This is a genomic window from Cohnella boryungensis, from assembly GCF_042651945.1.
Lineage (GTDB): Bacteria > Bacillota > Bacilli > Paenibacillales > Paenibacillaceae > Cohnella > Cohnella boryungensis.
In genome coordinates, this window is the sequence record NZ_JBHSED010000013.1 from 226,195 (window position 1) to 242,966 (window position 16,772).

At 53.7% G+C, this 16,772-nt stretch carries 13 protein-coding genes; 4 read left to right on the top strand and 9 right to left on the bottom strand.

Annotated elements, in window-relative coordinates:
* Positions 1-6 precede the first annotated feature (6 nt).
* Together ACFO1S_RS08800 and ACFO1S_RS08805 are read right to left on the bottom strand one after the other, a co-directional pair.
* Positions 7-897, bottom strand: a complete 891-nt coding sequence (locus ACFO1S_RS08800; protein WP_204602730.1) for a carbohydrate ABC transporter permease — start codon at positions 895-897, stop codon at positions 7-9.
* A gap of 97 nt (positions 898-994) precedes the next feature.
* Entirely contained in the window at positions 995-2,347 is a 1,353-nt protein-coding gene (locus ACFO1S_RS08805) for an ABC transporter substrate-binding protein (RefSeq protein WP_204602729.1), read from the bottom strand.
* Positions 2,348-2,534: 187 nt separating this feature from the next.
* On the opposite strand from ACFO1S_RS08805, the gene ACFO1S_RS08810 reads away from it, so the two are divergent.
* Both ACFO1S_RS08810 and ACFO1S_RS08815 read left to right on the top strand, forming a co-directional pair.
* Entirely contained in the window at positions 2,535-4,349 is a 1,815-nt protein-coding gene (locus ACFO1S_RS08810; RefSeq protein ID WP_378126616.1) for a sensor histidine kinase, read from the top strand.
* On the top strand, positions 4,346-5,953 hold the full coding sequence (locus ACFO1S_RS08815; RefSeq protein WP_204602727.1) for a response regulator: 1,608 nt from the start codon (positions 4,346-4,348) through the stop codon (positions 5,951-5,953). Before ACFO1S_RS08810 ends, ACFO1S_RS08815 begins: the two co-directional genes overlap by 4 nt.
* A gap of 14 nt (positions 5,954-5,967) precedes the next feature.
* On the opposite strand, the gene ACFO1S_RS08820 is transcribed toward ACFO1S_RS08815, so the two are convergent.
* Positions 5,968-6,891: a helix-turn-helix domain-containing protein gene (locus tag ACFO1S_RS08820; protein WP_204602726.1), complete on the bottom strand. Its 924-nt coding sequence runs from the start codon at positions 6,889-6,891 to the stop codon at positions 5,968-5,970.
* A 121-nt stretch (positions 6,892-7,012) separates the two neighbouring features.
* On the opposite strand from ACFO1S_RS08820, the gene ACFO1S_RS08825 reads away from it, so the two are divergent.
* On the top strand, positions 7,013-8,359 hold the full coding sequence (locus ACFO1S_RS08825; RefSeq protein ID WP_204602725.1) for a glycoside hydrolase family 30 protein: 1,347 nt from the start codon (positions 7,013-7,015) through the stop codon (positions 8,357-8,359).
* A gap of 35 nt (positions 8,360-8,394) precedes the next feature.
* The gene (locus ACFO1S_RS08830; protein ID WP_204602724.1) at positions 8,395-10,398 is read left to right on the top strand and encodes a beta-galactosidase; all 2,004 of its coding nucleotides are present in this window, start codon (positions 8,395-8,397) and stop codon (positions 10,396-10,398) included.
* 90 nt (positions 10,399-10,488) lie between these two features.
* Here ACFO1S_RS08830 and cyoD read toward each other — a convergent pair whose 3' ends face one another.
* The 6 genes from cyoD to ACFO1S_RS08860 all read right to left on the bottom strand — a co-directional run bounded on the left by cyoD (position 10,489) and on the right by ACFO1S_RS08860 (position 16,494).
* The gene (gene cyoD / locus ACFO1S_RS08835) at positions 10,489-10,836 is read right to left on the bottom strand and encodes a cytochrome o ubiquinol oxidase subunit IV (RefSeq protein WP_204602723.1); all 348 of its coding nucleotides are present in this window, start codon (positions 10,834-10,836) and stop codon (positions 10,489-10,491) included.
* A gap of 1 nt (position 10,837) precedes the next feature.
* Positions 10,838-11,467 (bottom strand): cytochrome o ubiquinol oxidase subunit III, encoded by a 630-nt coding sequence (gene cyoC / locus ACFO1S_RS08840; protein WP_204602722.1) that lies wholly within the window; start codon positions 11,465-11,467, stop codon positions 10,838-10,840.
* Complete coding sequence (locus tag ACFO1S_RS08845) at positions 11,467-13,437, bottom strand: cbb3-type cytochrome c oxidase subunit I (protein WP_204602721.1); 1,971 nt, start codon at positions 13,435-13,437, stop codon at positions 11,467-11,469. Before ACFO1S_RS08845 ends, cyoC begins: the two co-directional genes overlap by 1 nt.
* Positions 13,438-13,471: 34 nt before the next feature.
* Positions 13,472-14,368: a ubiquinol oxidase subunit II gene (gene cyoA / locus ACFO1S_RS08850; protein WP_204602720.1), complete on the bottom strand. Its 897-nt coding sequence runs from the start codon at positions 14,366-14,368 to the stop codon at positions 13,472-13,474.
* Between the two features lie 329 nt (positions 14,369-14,697).
* The gene (locus tag ACFO1S_RS08855; protein ID WP_204602719.1) at positions 14,698-14,934 is read right to left on the bottom strand and encodes a hypothetical protein; all 237 of its coding nucleotides are present in this window, start codon (positions 14,932-14,934) and stop codon (positions 14,698-14,700) included.
* 117 nt (positions 14,935-15,051) lie between these two features.
* Positions 15,052-16,494 (bottom strand): ABC transporter substrate-binding protein, encoded by a 1,443-nt coding sequence (locus ACFO1S_RS08860; protein ID WP_204602718.1) that lies wholly within the window; start codon positions 16,492-16,494, stop codon positions 15,052-15,054.
* Between the last annotated feature and the right edge of the window lie 278 nt (positions 16,495-16,772).

The following is a 16,772-nucleotide window of genomic DNA, read 5'->3' on the forward strand; positions in this document are numbered from 1 at the left end:
CCCCCCCTAGTATTCCGTCGCATCGCTGCGGATAAATTTGTTGCTGAGGTAAGTAGCGATCAAGCAGACGATAATAAACAGGATGGATATCGCATTGGCATATCCGTACTGGCTGGCCGAGAAAGCTTTGTTGTACAGATACACCGCAAGGAACTGCGTCGAGTCGCCCGGGCCGCCGTTGGTGGTCAGGAAAACCAATTCCATCTGCTTCAATGCCGTAATCATCGCCAGCGTCACCTGAACGGCGATTACAGGGGCCAGCAAAGGAATCGTAATTCGAAGATGAAGCCTCAGACCGGACGCCCCGTCCAGGCTCGCCGCTTCATACAGGTCCTCGGGAATCCCTTTGACGCCGGCATAGTAGAACAGCAGCCCCCAGCCGAATCCCGCCCAGATGAGGATGAACAGCATCGAGCCCAGCGCCGTGCCGCTCTCGCCTAGCCAAGCGTGCTTCAAGGCGTCAAGACCGATAACATCCAGCAATTTGTTGACCATGCCGAAGGTCGGATCGAGAATCGACAGCCACATCTTGGAGATGACGACAACCGAAATCACGCAAGGGATAAAGAAAATCGTGCGAAACACCTTCTCGGCCTTGCCGCCGATACGATCCAGCAGGATGGCGAAGAAGATACATATCGGGTGCTGAAGAAGTATGAATCCCAGCCCGAGCAAGACGGCATTTCTAAGCGCCTTCCAAAACTTTGTATCATGAACGATCAAGTCTATATAATTTTGCAGACCGACCATATGGATTTTCGTGCCCGGTCCCAGCGTGTCCGTCAAGGAGTAGTAGCCGCTCAACAGCATCGGCGCCAGGAAAGTCAGAACAAAGAGCAGCAGCCCCGGAAAAACAAACAGGAAAATCGCGGTTTTGTTGTGCAGCACTCTATGCATGGCACGATTCACCCCCTAGGAAAAGGATAAGGACAGGACTCGCCGCCTGTCCTTACCGGTGTCTTGATCATACAGGTTAATAACGGTACCGCGAGGCTTATTGGCTGTCTGCCGCCGCCTGGAGGGCAGCCAGCAGCTCCTCGGGCTTCTCTTTGCTGGAGAAAAACTTGCCGAGCGCATTTTGCACGTCGTCCTTAAACTTCGGAGAACCATAGTCTATGAAGGAAGCGCCCGGAGTCGAGGTCGCTTTCACGAGCACGTCCGTCAACTGCTTCTGCACTTCGCTTTCGTTGCCGGTTAGGTCATACTTTTGAGCCGGTACGGCCGCCCCCGTATCCCAGGCGATCTTCGGCCATTGCTTGGCATTGAAGATATAATCGAAAAACTTCTTCGCTTCCTCCGGATGCTTGGAGCTGTTCACGAGCGCGTAGCCGCCGCCGTTCCAAGCAATGAGATCGGTCGCTACGCCCTTGCCGTCCTCCGCAATCGGGAAGTACGCCGCATTGAGATTTTTGCGGAAGTCTTCGGACAGGCTTGCATTCGTCGCCATCCCCGCTTCCCACGATCCCATATACCACATCGCCGCTTTTCCTTGGGAGAACAGATTTTGCGAAGCGCCGTAATCGGCCGTCATGAACGCATCCTGGAACAGCTTTTGGTCGCGAAGCTGGGCCATGTATTGCGCCGCTTTCAGGAAGCTCTCGTCATCGGTGAATTTCTTCTTCTTGTCCACAGCGTCCAGAATCAGGTTTTGATCGCCGCTGTAGCGCTGAACGACGTTCTGGAACATCAAGCCGAAGCTCCACAGATCCTTGCCGTTAATGGACATTGGCGCGATATTCTTATCGCGGAACGCTTTGATGGTTGCAAGCAATTCGGTAAATGTGGTCGGAACCTTGACGCCGTTGTCATCGAACAGCTTCTTGTTGTAGTAGATGACCTCGTAATCGCTGTTCCGCGGCAATCCGTATAGCTTGTCGCCGAAGGTGAACGACTTGTAGACGCCGGGCAGGAAGTTGAATTGCTCTCCTTCGTACGCTTTGGGATCGATTTCTTTGACATAACCCGCCTGAACTAGCGTGTTAAGCTCCGCACCGCCATGAACCATCGTGATGTCCAGCGGCTCGTTGGAGGCCATATAAGCTTTGAGCTTGTTTTTGAACGGCTCTTCGGCCAGCGCCTCGACATCGATTTTGACGTTCGGATTTTCCTTTACGTAGTTATCGATAATCATCTGCTCGGCAAGGCCTTGACCCGACTTCCGGTCAGGCAGGTTCGAGAAGAAGCGAAGCGTAACCTGCTCGCCGCCCGATGCGGCATTGCCGCCCGTTGCGGTTGGGCTTGCGCCGTTGCCCGCGTTATTGCTGTTGCCGCAAGCGGACAATACGGTAACGGCAGCAAGCACGACGGCCGAAATGGAAGCGCGGGCCCATTTCTTCGAAATCACCATGGAATTTCCCCCTGAACGAAATGTTTTTGTGGTTCTGCAAGCATAATAACAAAGCCGGTCTGCAGCGGTCAGTAGAGAAAAGACGCGCAAGGTTTAAGATTATCGAATATATCGTTCCCATTATTGTCGAATACATGTAGGGCGGATATGATGAGAACAAATTGCGCGGAAGGTCAGGGATGCGGACATGCTCAAATTTTATTTGAATAGGAGTCTGAAGTATAAAATCATCATTTTGTTTTCCTTCCTGATGGCCGTCTTCTCCCTATCGCTCGGTTATTATTCCATCCGAACCTCCGAGAAGCAGATCGTGAACAAGGTCAGCACGACCAACCTGGGCGCCTTGAAGGTCGTTGAGAACAACTTCTCCTCGCTGCAGCGCGCCATGGCCAATTGGGTAACGGTGTTCAGCATAGCTCCGGTCATCCAGAACATCCTGACGAAGCCCGCCGCAGACTCCGATTCGCTTGAGCCCTTATTGTTCAACGAGTCCAACTCCACCCTGATGGATCAGATGCTCGTTACGGGAAACTTTGATTACGTCGCGCTTTACGGCCGCTCGGGACTTCCGCTGTTTCAGGTGGCGACCGACGACAGCAGCGGAGCCTATACGCTCGAAGAGATCAAGTCCAACGATATCTATCGCAAGACCGCGGCATTAAGCGGCGCCTCTTATTGGTTTCCGCTTACCGAAGAGAACAATACGTTCATCCAGAACAACAGGAACGACAAAATCGGCATGACCCGAATCGTACGCGATGTGAAGAACGGCAAAAATATCGGCTTTATCTTCGTGGGCGTGAATAAGAGGACCATCATGAACAGGTACTTGAACAATATGTACGATAGAGACCACGGCATCGTTATCCTGGACGAGAACGGCGCTTTAATGCTGTCCGCCGGCAAAGAATTCTATACCGGAAACGAGCAAGAGCTGCGGCAGATCCGCGACAACAGCGGCGGTTCCGGCTCCAAGGTCATTTCCGTCGGCGGGGAAGATCTGCTCCTGTCCTTCAGCTCCGGAGAACAGGGGTGGCAGATTCTCTATACCGTTCCGCTGAGCCTCCTGACCAATGAATTGAATTCGATCAAGCTGTTCGTCGCTCTTATGATTGTCGGCTGGCTGCTGCTCACCATCCCGATTCTCATGCTGCTCTCCTCCTTCCTGACGGCGCCCATCAAAAACCTGCTGCAATCGATGAGACGGTTTCAGAACGGCCAGTTCGACGAGAAGATCGAAATCAAGTACGGGGACGAGATCGGACACCTCAGCCGGGGGTACAACAATATGGTTGCGAATATCAAAGCGCTCGTGGATGATGCCTACGTCCTTCGATTACGTGAACAGGAAGCCGAATTGAAGGCTCTGCAATCTCAGATCAATCCTCATTTTCTGTACAACATGCTGGATACGATTTTCTGGGAGGCCGAGGCGGCCGGACAGGAGAGAATCGGCGAGATGATCATCAATCTTTCGCGCCTGTTTCGCCTCAGCCTGAATCGAGGCAAGAGCTTCACCAGCGTCTCGAAGGAGCGAGAGCTGCTAGAGCTGTATTTATCGCTGCAAAAGATGCGCTTCAAGGATCTGCTGGGCTATGAAATTCAGATTCCCCCGGACTTGGACGCCTACGTCATCTTGAAGCTGAGCCTGCAGCCTTTCGTGGAAAATGCGATCGTTCACGGCATCGAGCGCCAGCGCGGCGGCGGGTTCATTCGAATCTCCGGAAGGCGAGACGGACATCAGCTGTATTTTCGCATCGAAGACAACGGGCCGGGCATGTCCCCGAAAGCGATGGAGCAGATCAAGGAGATGCGCAGCGAGAGCGATACCTACACGGCGAAGGAAACCGGCGGATATGCCGTCCAGAACGTCCATGAGCGCCTGCGGCATTTCTATAAGGACAACTTCGAATTACGTTTCTCAAGCGAGCCGGGAGCAGGAACGATCGTGGAGATCAGAATTCCGGCGATGAAAGAATCGGAAGGCGGGCTAATCAAATGATGAATCTGATGATCGTCGACGACGAGGAACGCGCGCGGAACGGGATTCGAACCTTAATCGATTGGGACTCCCATCATATTCGCATCGTTGCTGAGGCGCGGGACGGCGCGGAGGCCTTGGAATTGCTGGAGCATACGCCTGTCGATATTCTGCTGACCGATATCCGGATGCCGGAGATTGACGGCCTTGAGCTCATCGAGCAAGTCTCCCGCCTGTATCCGGACATTAAATGCGTCATCATGAGCGGTTACGATGAATTCGCGTATGCGCAGAAGGCCATGGCGATCGGAGCTTGCCATTACTTGCTCAAGCCGAGCCGGAGGCAGGAAATTCTCGAGCTGGTGGTGGCGTTGACCGAAGAGATCGAGAAGGAGCGAAGGAAATCCCGGAAGCTGGAGCAGCTGAAGGAAGGATTTCATCAGAGCTTTCCTTTGCTTAAGGAGAATACGCTTAATCGGCTTGTCCTGTCCGAGAATCCTCCCTACGCCCGACTGCTCGCCAATCTGAAAATGAATGACATGACGCTGCCTCACCGTTTTTTTGGCATCATGGTCATTCGAATGGATAATTTTCATTCCTTCCAGAAGCGGATAAGCAGCGAGGATATCGAGCTCTATAAATACGGCCTGAAAAACATTTCCGAGGAGATTATGAGCCCTCTCGGCCAGTGCGCGGCATTCGAGCGCAATGACGAGCTGATCCTGCTTCTGAATACAGAGGAATGGCTCTCCCGCGAATCCCTTGCAAGCTGCGCGGAGAGCATTCAGCAAAATGCCGGAAGCTACCTCAAATTCACGGTCAGCGTCGGTATCGGAAGCATGGGAACGGAAGTCAGCCATCTGCGCCTCTCCTACCAGGAGGCCGTCCGCGCCCTGAATGCCGCCTTCTATATCGGCGAAGAGAAGATCGTGGACTACATGGAGGCCGTGGAAGGGGAATCGGAGCACACCTCCTACCCGTTAGGGGTGGAAAAGACGGTCCTTCAAGCCGTCATCCATGGGGAAGAGCCTGCGATTCGGGAGCGATTAAGCGCCTTTCTGCAAGCCCTACATCCTGAAAACGCATCGAAGGATCATGTGCTAAATTCGATCTTCTCCCTGTTCTTCGCTCTGTATCGGCTTTGCATCGAGAAAAACGTCAACGTGCAGGAGGTATTCGGCCAGAACCTGACGAGCATTACGCACATGCTGGAGAGATCGAGCATGGATAGCATCATGAGCGCCTTGACCGATACGGCCCTCGCCGTCGGGCAACAGCTGAATTCGCGGAAAAACGGGAACAAGCTCTTCGAGGCCGTGCTTTCTTACATTCAGCAGAATTCCCATAAGGATATTAGCCGGGAAACGGTCGCTCGCGAGGTGTATATTACGCCGGGCTACGTCAGCTTGCTTTTTAAGCAGCAGATGCAGACGAGCTTTCTCGATTACCTCCATCGCATTCGTATCGATCGGGCCTGCCAGCTGTTCAAGGACAGAGGCTTGCGGATTGCGGATGTCGCGCATGATGTCGGCTACCAGGACGAGAAGTATTTCTTCCAGGTATTCAAGAAGTACACCGGAATGACCCCGAACCAATATCGGAATCAGCCCCCCGACCTCTCCTAAGGCTGAAGCCTTGATCAGGAGCGATCCGAATGTCCGCTTTGACGCCGATACTGAAGCGGACTCATGCCGGTCCAACGCTTGAACTGCCTGCTGAAATGGGACAGATGCGCGTAGCCTAACCGGGCAGCCGCTTCTCCTAGCGAGATTCGGGGCTGCTGGATCAGCACCTTGGCTTCATGGAGCTTAAGCTCGGACAAATACTGCCTCGGCGACAAGCCGTACACCTTCCGAAAGATTTCTGAAGCATAGCCCTGTGTAATGCCGAGGGAAGCGGCAATCTCCTCGACGCGCACAGCCGTCCCTCCCTCTCCTTCCTCTGCCGCAAGCGTCTTCACGCCAGCCTTCAAAGCCTCCTCAATCGCTTTGGCATAGTGAAGCGATGAAGGCGGCCTGAGCGTTTCCTGCCGCTGTTCCTTCTCCTGCATCACCATCCTGACCAGATGCCTGAACAGCTCGAACAGCAGCATCTGGATGTGGAAGCGATCCTCGGTTGTAAAGACCGTTTTCGCGCGAAGCAAATCCAACCATTGATCGACGACGGGACGAAGCGCGGCATTGCCGTTGCTTCCCTTCGGATAAACGACCTGACCATGTTTGACCATTAACTGCCGGAAAATCGGCTCGTCTACATTAAAGTGAGCGCAGAAGTAGCTCATGCCTTCGCGCGAGGTGCAGCGAATGACATGGTGAAAGCCGGCGGGCACCAGCAGTATATCGCCGGCGTTAAGCGCGTATCGATTATGCTCGATTGTCGTCTCCTGGGAGCCCTCCAGGATCAGATTGATCTCGAAGCCGATATGCGCCTCTGCCGGCACGCTCCAGCCATATGGCACTTGCTGCTCGTGTGCGCCGTAAAACTTGACGTTCCAGTCCATCGCTGGAAGCCATCGCACCTTATGATGCCATTCGGCATAAGGAGTCGGCTTAAGCTCCTTCATCTCATCAACCACCCTCGATTTGGGTAAATCTTGCGTGATTTGGACAATCTACACGCATATGAGATCACTATATACTTAGAGCACATAGAAATCAATTACACTGCTGGAGGTTGAATGCCCGATGACAAAGGCGTTATTCCGCTGGATATCCAGTACGGAGGAGAAGGGCTGGATAGAGAGACAGCCGCAACATCGCGAAGGGGATGGCCCCGTCGAATTGACCGTAACCGGCGAGCTTCTGCAAAATGTGGAGGGCTTTGGCGGCTGCTTCAATGAGCTGGGTTGGGAAGCGCTTCGGCACTTGTCCCGCGAGGATCGCGCCAGCCTTCTCCATGCCCTGTTCCATCCGGAGGGCGAACTGAAGTTCAGTATTTGCCGGCTTCCGATTGGAGCGAGCGATTACGCATCCGACTGGTACAGCCTGAACGAGACGGACGGCGATCTTGCCATGGAGCACTTCTCGATCGAGCGGGACAAAAAGCAATTGATCCCCTATATCAAGGAGGCGCTGGCGCTGAATCCGAGCCTCAAGCTGTTCGCGTCGCCATGGAGTCCGCCTACGTGGATGAAATACCCGAAAGCCTATAATTACGGCACCTTGCGTTGGGAGAAGGATATTCTCGAAGCTTACGCGCTATATCTCGTCAAGTTCGTGCTGGCTTATCGGAACGAGGGCATCGCCATTCACCAACTGCATGTCCAGAACGAAGTCGTGGCGGATCAGAAATTCCCGTCCTGCCGATGGACCGGCCATCAATTAAGAGAATTCATCGCCGATTATCTCGGCCCCGCATTCGAGAAGCACGGGATTACCGCAGAAATCTGGCTGGGAACCCTGAATGCGCCCGAGCCTTGGGATGAATGGATGAAGAAAACCGCGCAAGACCACGATGCCTACGCGCACACCGTACTCAGCGACCCGAAGGCTTACAGATATGTGAAGGGCGTCGGCTATCAATGGGCGGGCAAGTACGGCATCCAACGAACGGTCATGAGCTATCCCGAGCTGCGTTATATGCAGACGGAGAACGAATGCGGCGATGGAGAGAACACCTGGTTTTACGCAAAATATGTGTTTAATCTGTTTCAGCATTATTTTACTAACGGCGTCAACGCTTATATCTATTGGAACATGGCGCTTGAGCCGAAGGGCAGAAGCACTTGGGGGTGGGAGCAGAACGCGATGGTAACCGTTCATCCCGAAGCCCGCACGATGGTCTTCAATCCGGAATTTTTCGTGATGAAGCATTTCTCGCATTTCGTCGTACCCGGCTCGCGTCGCCTTGGCGTGCGCGGGCACTGGACAGGCAACTCTGCGGCCTTCCTTACGCCTTTCGGAGACCGGGTTGTGGTCATCGCCAATCCGTTCGCCGAGGCTCGGACCGTTACCATCTCGTTCGGAGAAGAAGCCGCAGCCTTCGAACTGGCTCCCGAATCGTTTAACACCATCGTTTGCTCCCGACCTTGATTCTATTCCAACCCTCGAAGGGGGATTTCATCGACATGCAAAAACTATTGTACGGAGTTGCCTATTACGACGAATACATGCCCTATGAACGTCTCGAAGAAGACATACGCATGATGAAGGAAGCCGGCATCAACGTCGTTCGCATCGCGGAGTCCACCTGGAGCACGCATGAACCGCAAAACGGCGTATTCGACTTCACCTCCGTGGACCGGGTTCTCGATGCCATGCATCAAGCGGGAATCCAGGTGATCGTCGGCACGCCCACCTACGCTGTCCCTACCTGGATGGTGAAGGAGCATCCGGAGGTTCTGGCCGAAACCGCCAAAGGACCTGGACGTTACGGCGCTCGCCAGATCATGGACATCACCAATAAAACGTACCTCTTCTACGCCGAGCGGATTATCCGGAAGCTGATCGGACATGTGAAGGATCATCCCGCTATTATCGGATACCAAACCGATAATGAAACGAAGCATTACGATACCGCGGGAGCGAACGTTCAGTTTCAATTCGTCAAGTACATGCGCGATCGGTTCCAGACGCTGGACGAGGTGAACCGGAAGTTCGGCTTGGATTACTGGAGCAATCGGATCAACAGCTGGGAAGACTTCCCGTCCGTCGTAGGAACGATCAACGGCAGTCTGGGGGCGGAGTTTGCCAAATTCCAGCGCGGGCTCGTAACCCGATTCCTGGCCTGGCAAGCAGACCTTGTCCGCGAATACAAGAAACCCGAGCAATTCGTTACCCAGAACTTCGACTTCGAATGGCGGGGCTACTCTTACGGAATCCAACCTTCGGTAGATCATTTTCGTGCGGCGGAAGCCTTCGATATCGCAGGGGTCGACATCTATCACCCTTCGCAGGACAAGCTGACCGGCATTGAAATATCGTTCGGCGGGGATATCGCCCGTTCGCTGAAGGGCCGCAACTATTTGGTGCTGGAAACCCAGGCTCAGGCTTTCCCGGATTGGACGCCGTACCCGGGCCAACTGCGTCAGCTCGCCTTCAGTCATCTGGCTTCAGGCGCTAACATGGTTGCCTATTGGCACTGGCATTCCATTCACAATTCCTTCGAGACCTACTGGAAAGGCCTGCTCAGCCACGATTTCCTGCCCAACCCGATATACAATGAGGCGAAGACGATCGGAAAGAGCTTCGAAGAGCTTGGCGAGCATCTGATCGATCTTCACAAGCGCAATGACGTCGCCATTATGATCAGCAATGAAGCGCTCACCGCGATGGAATGGTTCAAGCTCCCCGGCGGCAAGAGCTACAACGATGTTGTTCGCTGGATATACGACGAGCTGTACAAGCTGAACGTCGCATGCGACTTTGTCCCGGATGGAAGGGAAAACCTGAACGACTATCGATTGATTATCGTTCCGGCTCTGTACGCGGCTTCGGACGAAACCCTTGAACGGTTGAATGAGTTTGTTCAGAGCGGCGGGCATGTCCTGTATACCTTCAAATCCGGCTTCGCGGACGAGCACGTCAAGGTTCGCACGACCGTGCAGCCCGGAATCCTGCATGAGGCTGCCGGAATCACATACAGCGTGTTCGTGGAGCCCTCCAACGTACAGCTTCGCGGCAGTCCGTCATTCGATGCAAGCGCCGACGATCCGCAAGTTCATACGTGGATGGAGCTGGTTTCGCCAACTACCGCGGAGGTGGTTGCGTATTACAACCATCCGCATTGGGGGCAATACGCGGCCATTACCAGCAACACCTATGGCAAGGGCAAGGCAACCTATGTCGCCTGTATGACATCGGCCAAGATTATCAATCGCGTATTGGAGAGGACGGTCCGGGAAGCCGGGCTCTGGGGAATCGATCAGCAGGCGGCCTTCCCGCTGATCGTGAAGTCGGGAATCAACAAGCAGGGCCGCTCCGTCCGTTATTATTTCAACTATTCCAACGAGCCGACGACGCTCCTCTACTCGCACGGACCTGCCCGGGAGCTGTTGCATGACGAGCCGGTCGATGCCGGACAGGAGCTTGCGCTCGAACCGTGGGGCGTCAGAATCGTGCTGGAAGCCTGATTCTCGCCGCATCCCGCCGATTCGGCAAAAAAGGAGCTGCCCTTTGCGGGACAGCTCCTTTGTCGGTTCAGGCAGCCCTTGCAGCTACCCTTAAGCCACTTTATTGTAGGTCATAATCCAGATCGATCCCGCCACGATGGTGAGGACGATAATCAATCCAAGAATAAGCACCATCAGGTTGTATCTTGGCTTGCCTTCTTCCTTAAGGTGCATGAAGTAGAACAACTGAACGACGAATTGCAGAACCGCAGAGCCGAGCAGCACGACCTTGGCGGCATTCCCTTCCAGCACATCGTTCAGAACGACGATCAAAGGAATCGCCGTCAGCACGAGAGACAGAACGAATCCGATGACATAAGATTTAAGCGATCCGTGCGATTCATGCGAGCCATGATCGTCATGCGCGCCGTGCGATCCGTGATTCGTATGCTGCGCCATCTTACATCACCCCCATCAGATAGACGATCGTGAAGACGAAGATCCACACCACATCAAGAAAGTGCCAGTACAGGCTGATGATGTTTACCTTGCGGCGCGTGACGGAGTTGATGCCGTGGCGGCCCAACTGAATCATAATCGCCAGCATCCATACAAGACCGATGGATACGTGAAGACCGTGCGTTCCGACCAAGGTAAAGAACGCGGACCAGGAAGCGCTTGTCGAGATTGTCGCCCCTTCGTGCACCAGCGTCACGAACTCCGACACTTCAAGCGCGATGAACGACGCTCCGAGCGCGACGGTAACGGCAAGCCAGAGAATCAATCCTTTGCGATCTCCCTTGTTCATAGCCAGCACGGCGAGGCCGCTCGTAAAGCTGCTCGTCAACAGGATGAACGTCTCCGCAATGATGCCCGGCATCTCGAACAGCTCGGCCCCGGTCGGACCGCCGGCGGTATTGCCGCTTAGCACCACATACGTCGCAAACAACGTACCGAACAAAATACAGTCGGTAATCAGGAAAATCCAGAAGCCCATCATACGCATGCCTTCAAGGTCGTGATGCCCCTCGTGAGCGTGCCCGCCGTCATGCGCCGGAGCAGAGGTACTATGCTTTGAAGTCTTAGCCATTAGACGCTCCTCCCCGCCGCAGCTTCCGTGCGCTTGATTTCATCAACCGGAATATAATAATCCGTATTGTAGTTAAAGGAATGGACAAGCATGCAGACGCCTACGCCGATGAATCCCGGAATCGCCATCCACAGCCAATCGAAGACAAGCCCGAATCCGACGAAGAAGAAAAATCCCGACATGATGACAGGGATGCCCGAGTTCTTGGGCATATGAATCGGCTCCAGCTTGGGCTTAGGCCTTGGCGCTTGGCCTTCCTGAAGACGAAGCTTCTGTTCCCACCAATCGTCCTTCTCCTCGACGCGAGGAAGCGTCGCAAAGTTGTAGGCTGGCGCAGGCGAAGGAATGGACCATTCCAGCGTCCGGCCGTCCCACGGATCTCCAGTCGTATCCTTCTCCATGAACTTGATGCTGTGCAGAATTTGCCACACCTGGAACAGGAAGCCGATTCCCATCAGGAAGCCGCCGATCGTCGAGGTCAAGTTCAGCTCGTACCAGCCTTTGTCCCAGCCGTAGCTGCTGACGCGCCGCGTCATCCCCATCAAGCCGAGGACGTATTGCGGCATGAAACATACATAGAAGCCGATATTCCACAGCCAGAATGCCCATTTGCCGATTTTCTCATTCAGCTTGAAGCCGAACACCTTCGGCCACCAGTAGTAGAGGCCCGCGAAATAACCGAACGCAACGCCGCCGATCAGCACTTGGTGGAAGTGGGCGATCAGGAAGTAGCTGTTATGGAACTGGAAGTCCGCAGGCGCCACGGAAAGCAGTACGCCCGTCATTCCGCCCACGACGAAGCAAGGAATAAAACCGATCATCCAGAGCATTGGAGTCGGGAATGACAATCGCCCTCGATACATGGTGAACAGCCAGTTGAACACCTTTACGCCCGTCGGGATGGCGATGATCATCGTCGTCACCGCAAAGAACGCATTTACGTTGGCTCCCGAGCCCATCGTGAAGAAGTGATGCGCCCAAGTAAAGAACGACGCCACGCTGATGCTCATGAGCGCGAATACCATCGATTTGTAGCCGAACAGCCGTTTTTTCGAGAAGGTCGCCACAACCTCGGAGAAGATCCCGAACGCAGGCAGAATAACAATGTAAACCTCCGGATGTCCCCACATCCAGATGAGGTTGATATACATCATTGGGTTGCCGCCGCCGTCAAGCGTGAAGAAGTGCGCCCCGAAATAACGGTCGATGAAGAGCAGCGCGAGCGTAACCGTCAGAATCGGGAACGCCAGAATGATGGTCAAGCAGCTCGACAGCACCGACCAAGAGAACATCGGCATCTTCATCAGCTTCATTCCTGGCGCCCGCATCTTCAGAATGGTTACGATAAAGTTGATACCCGTCATCAAGCTTCCGATCCCGGAAATCTGAATCCCCCAGATATAGAAGTCTTGTCCGACACCCGGACTATGAGACAGCTCCGACAATGGCGGATAGGCCAGCCATCCTGCGTCCGGAGAGCCCCCGATAACGAAGGACAGGTTGAACAGCATCGCTCCCGACAGGAACAGCCAGAAGCTGAGCGAGTTCAGGAACGGATACGCCACGTCTCTGGCCCCGATCTGAAGCGGAATAACTAGGTTGAACAAGCCGAACATAAGCGGCATGGCCATGAATAAAATCATGATGACCCCGTGGGTCGTGAAAATCTGGTTATAGTGCTCCGGAGTCAGGAAATCCATATCCGGGACCGCCAGTTGCGTCCGCATGAGCAGCGCATCGACACCGCCGCGGAACAGCATCAACAGCGACGCGATGACATACATAATTCCAATTCTTTTGTGGTCGACTGTCGTCAGCCATTCCTTCCACAGCCAGCCCCACTTTTTGAAATACGTGAGCGCGGTCACGACCGCGACGAGCGTCAGTACGATAGCTACGTCCGCCCCGTAGATAAGGGGATCGCCCGTAACGAAAAATTCGGAGGAGAACTCTTTAATCTTGTCCCACATCCCGGCACCTTCCTTCCTCTTGAGTCATGGCTCGTTAGTCTTCTTGATTGCTGGCGTTCTCGGTCTCCTTGGAGCCATGGTTATGTCCGCCGTATTTGGTCACGATTCTCTCGAACAAGCCTTCCGGAATCGAGGAGAAGGTTTGCACCTCGGATACGCCCGGCTCAGCCAGCTGTTCGTAGCCCTCCGTCGTTAACGCGGGAGAGGATTTCTTGACTTCCTCGACCCACTGATCGAATTCCTCTTGGCTGGTCGCCTTGGCGATAAATTGCATCTTGCCGAAATCGCGGCCGCTGAAGTTCGCGCCCATGCCCATGTAGGAGCCCGGCTCGTCCGCAATCAGATGAAGCTTCATCGCCATTCCGGACATCGTGTAAATCTGTCCTCCGAGCTGCGGAATCCAGAACGAGTTCATCGGCGCGTCCGAGGTCAGGCGAAACTCGACCGGAACATTTTCCGGGAATTCGATATAGTTCACCGTAGCGATATCCTGCTCCGGATATTGGAACAGCCACTTCCAATCCAGCGAGGTGACTTGGATGACAATCGGCTTGGCTTCATGCTTAAGAGGCTTGGACGGTTCCAGCATATACGTATACCTGATCGTAATGAAGCCGAGAATCGCGATAATCACGATCGGCACGCCCCACCAGATCGCCTCCAGCTTCGTGCTGTGCTCCCAGGTCGGATCGTACTTGGCATCCTTGCCCGGCTTGTGGCGATATTTCCATACCAAATAGAACGTAAGGATCAGAACGGGCACAATGACTACCAGACAGAGCACCGTTGAGATCACAATCAAATCCAACTGATGCTTGCCGATCTCGCCCTTCGGATTAAGCACGATCATCTTCTCGGTACAGCCGGTCATCAGAATCGTCATCGCGATGAGCGATAGGACGGCCGTTAGGCGCCGCAACCCCTTCATCATTACCATCTCCCCTATCTTCTGGCTGCTTGCCAGCGCCCGGAGCCTCCGCCCTCAAGCGCAATATTGCCGAGGTTCGCCGAACACGGCATCCCTCATCTGCTAACAACATATCAGAAATCGCCGCGAAGTTCTCCCCAGTTAACAAAGGAGACAACTAAACGTTGAAATTTTGACACGAGTTTGTTCACCATTTTGTCACTTTGTGATTTTTATTACATACTCCCTGTTTGGACGGACCCGCATTGCGCCGCGATTTCGTAGGAATAGCATGAGAAAAAAGGCTTGAACGGAACTCAAAGTTCCGCTCAAGCCTTTCTGTGCTTGAAGCTTTAGGCAAGCTCCTCCTTAGTTGGAGCAGGTGGAGCTTCTTGGTTTTTTTGCATCAGTGGCGCAATGACGCCGAACATCATAATTTGAACGCCGCCGATGAGAAATCCGATCCCGACCATCAAGCCCAGGTTACGATCATTGAATTGTGCCAGGTTCATGAGGCAGCAGACGACGCCCACCGCGATCACAATCGCAGATACCCACTTCAGCATGCGAGACATTTCTTTATTCTTCATGAGGAAGCCCTCCTTCTGTGTAAGCGCTATATGTGACTATTTTAGCACAAAGATGTGACGAATTAAAGTCACAATTCACAAGTTGGACAAAAATAGGCTTTCCTCACGAAGGAGAACTTATTCCGCAGCGGCGCCTGAGGCTTGCGGGGCCTGTTCCACGGCCGGTGTACCGTCGGCAGCCTTCTTCTTCTTCTCCGCTTCCGCTTCTTCCGTCAGCAGCTTCTGCCCCTTGGCCTGCAGGTTATCGAGCGCTTCCGCTACCCCAAGCTTGCCGTCCGAGACCTTTTGGAATTCCTCCTGCGTCAACGGGTCGAACTTCATATAGAATTGCTGCGGGATTTTATCGAAGCCCTTGTATTGGCTATTTTCCATCGGCTTCAAGCTATAGAAGGCCTCCATATGAATGCCGAAGCTGTTGTCGATGTATTTCGTACGGGTGGAGAAGCCCCCATTCTGCAGCTTGGAGGTCACTCGGGCGAACTCGTCGCCGTTGATGTAGCTAAGAAATTTCCAGGCCGCATCGGCGTTGGCCGTATTCGCGTCGATCGCGAAAATCTGGCCGATGGACATTCCCGTGCTTTCCTCGGGATTTTGCGGGTTCACGGGCACCGTTACGACGTCCCAATTCTGAATGCCCTTATCCTTCAGTCTGGTTTTCGCTTCCTTAATCTGCTCCATCAGATAATTGCCTTCCATCGTCATCGCGACCTTGCCCCCGATGAACGGATCTCTCAGCAAGTAATCCTCATAGGAGGAGGAAGACGTCATGCTTGCGTTCGGGTCCTCCGAGTAGAGAGAGCCCGATTTGATCGCTTTGTCCGCCATCTCGTAGACCGATTTCCAGGAGTCCGAATTAATCATCATCTGCATGGACGTCGGATTGATATAAGACAAGCCCTGGGAGGAGCCGATCGCCATTCCCAAGTAATAGAGATTGGTTTGGTAGCCTGCCTTCAAGCCATAGACGCGATCCGCGCCCGTACCGTCCGTCGGGAATCTGGCCGCGAGCTGCAGCAGCTTCTCCCAGGTCATGCGATCCTCCGGCAGGTCGATTCCGTACTTGTTGAACATATCCTTGTTATAGTAGATGGCCTGGCTATAGAAGCTCGGAACAAGTCCGAAGAGGTTGCCTCCGCTTCGTTGCTTAATATAATCGATAATTCCCGGCGCAATGCCCTCGAGATCAAAGTTATCCTTCTTAATGAAGGAATCCAGGTTGTAAAGCTTGCCTTCTCCGGCCATGCTCTCGTATTCCTGTTCGCCAATCATTAGCACATCCGGCTTCTGCTCCGCGATGAAATCCTTCATCGCCTTCTCCATATCCTTGCCTTCCTCGTATATGACGCTTGAAGTGGACACCACTTCAATCTCAACCTCCGGGTGAACGGCAGAGAACAGCATTCCATACTGCTGATAGAAGCTTCTTTCGTCATAATGCATAACCTTAAGAGTCGATTTGGTCTCGCTCTCCTTGTCGCCTTTGTTCCCGCTGCAGCCCGCAAGCGCTCCTGCAAACAACAGCACGCCCATCGTTAACGCCATTTTTTTGCCGAAAAGCATTTATACACGTCCTTTTTTTTGATTGTGCTTATAGTGATCGCCGACAGTACTCCGCTCTCCCCCTCTTTCAATCCTTTTTACATATTATACCTTACAAAGCAGCATTCCTAGTTAAAATTTTGGTAAACGGTCGGAAAGTCCTACGAAATAAAGAAGAGCCGCCGCGAAGGAGCAAGTGACCAAAATCCCCGCCCTGACTGCATTTCCGGCCCTCCTTCCAGATGATGCGAGCTGGTGAACCCCAACTTGAGTCTGGGTTTGCCATCTACCTTCGTCTG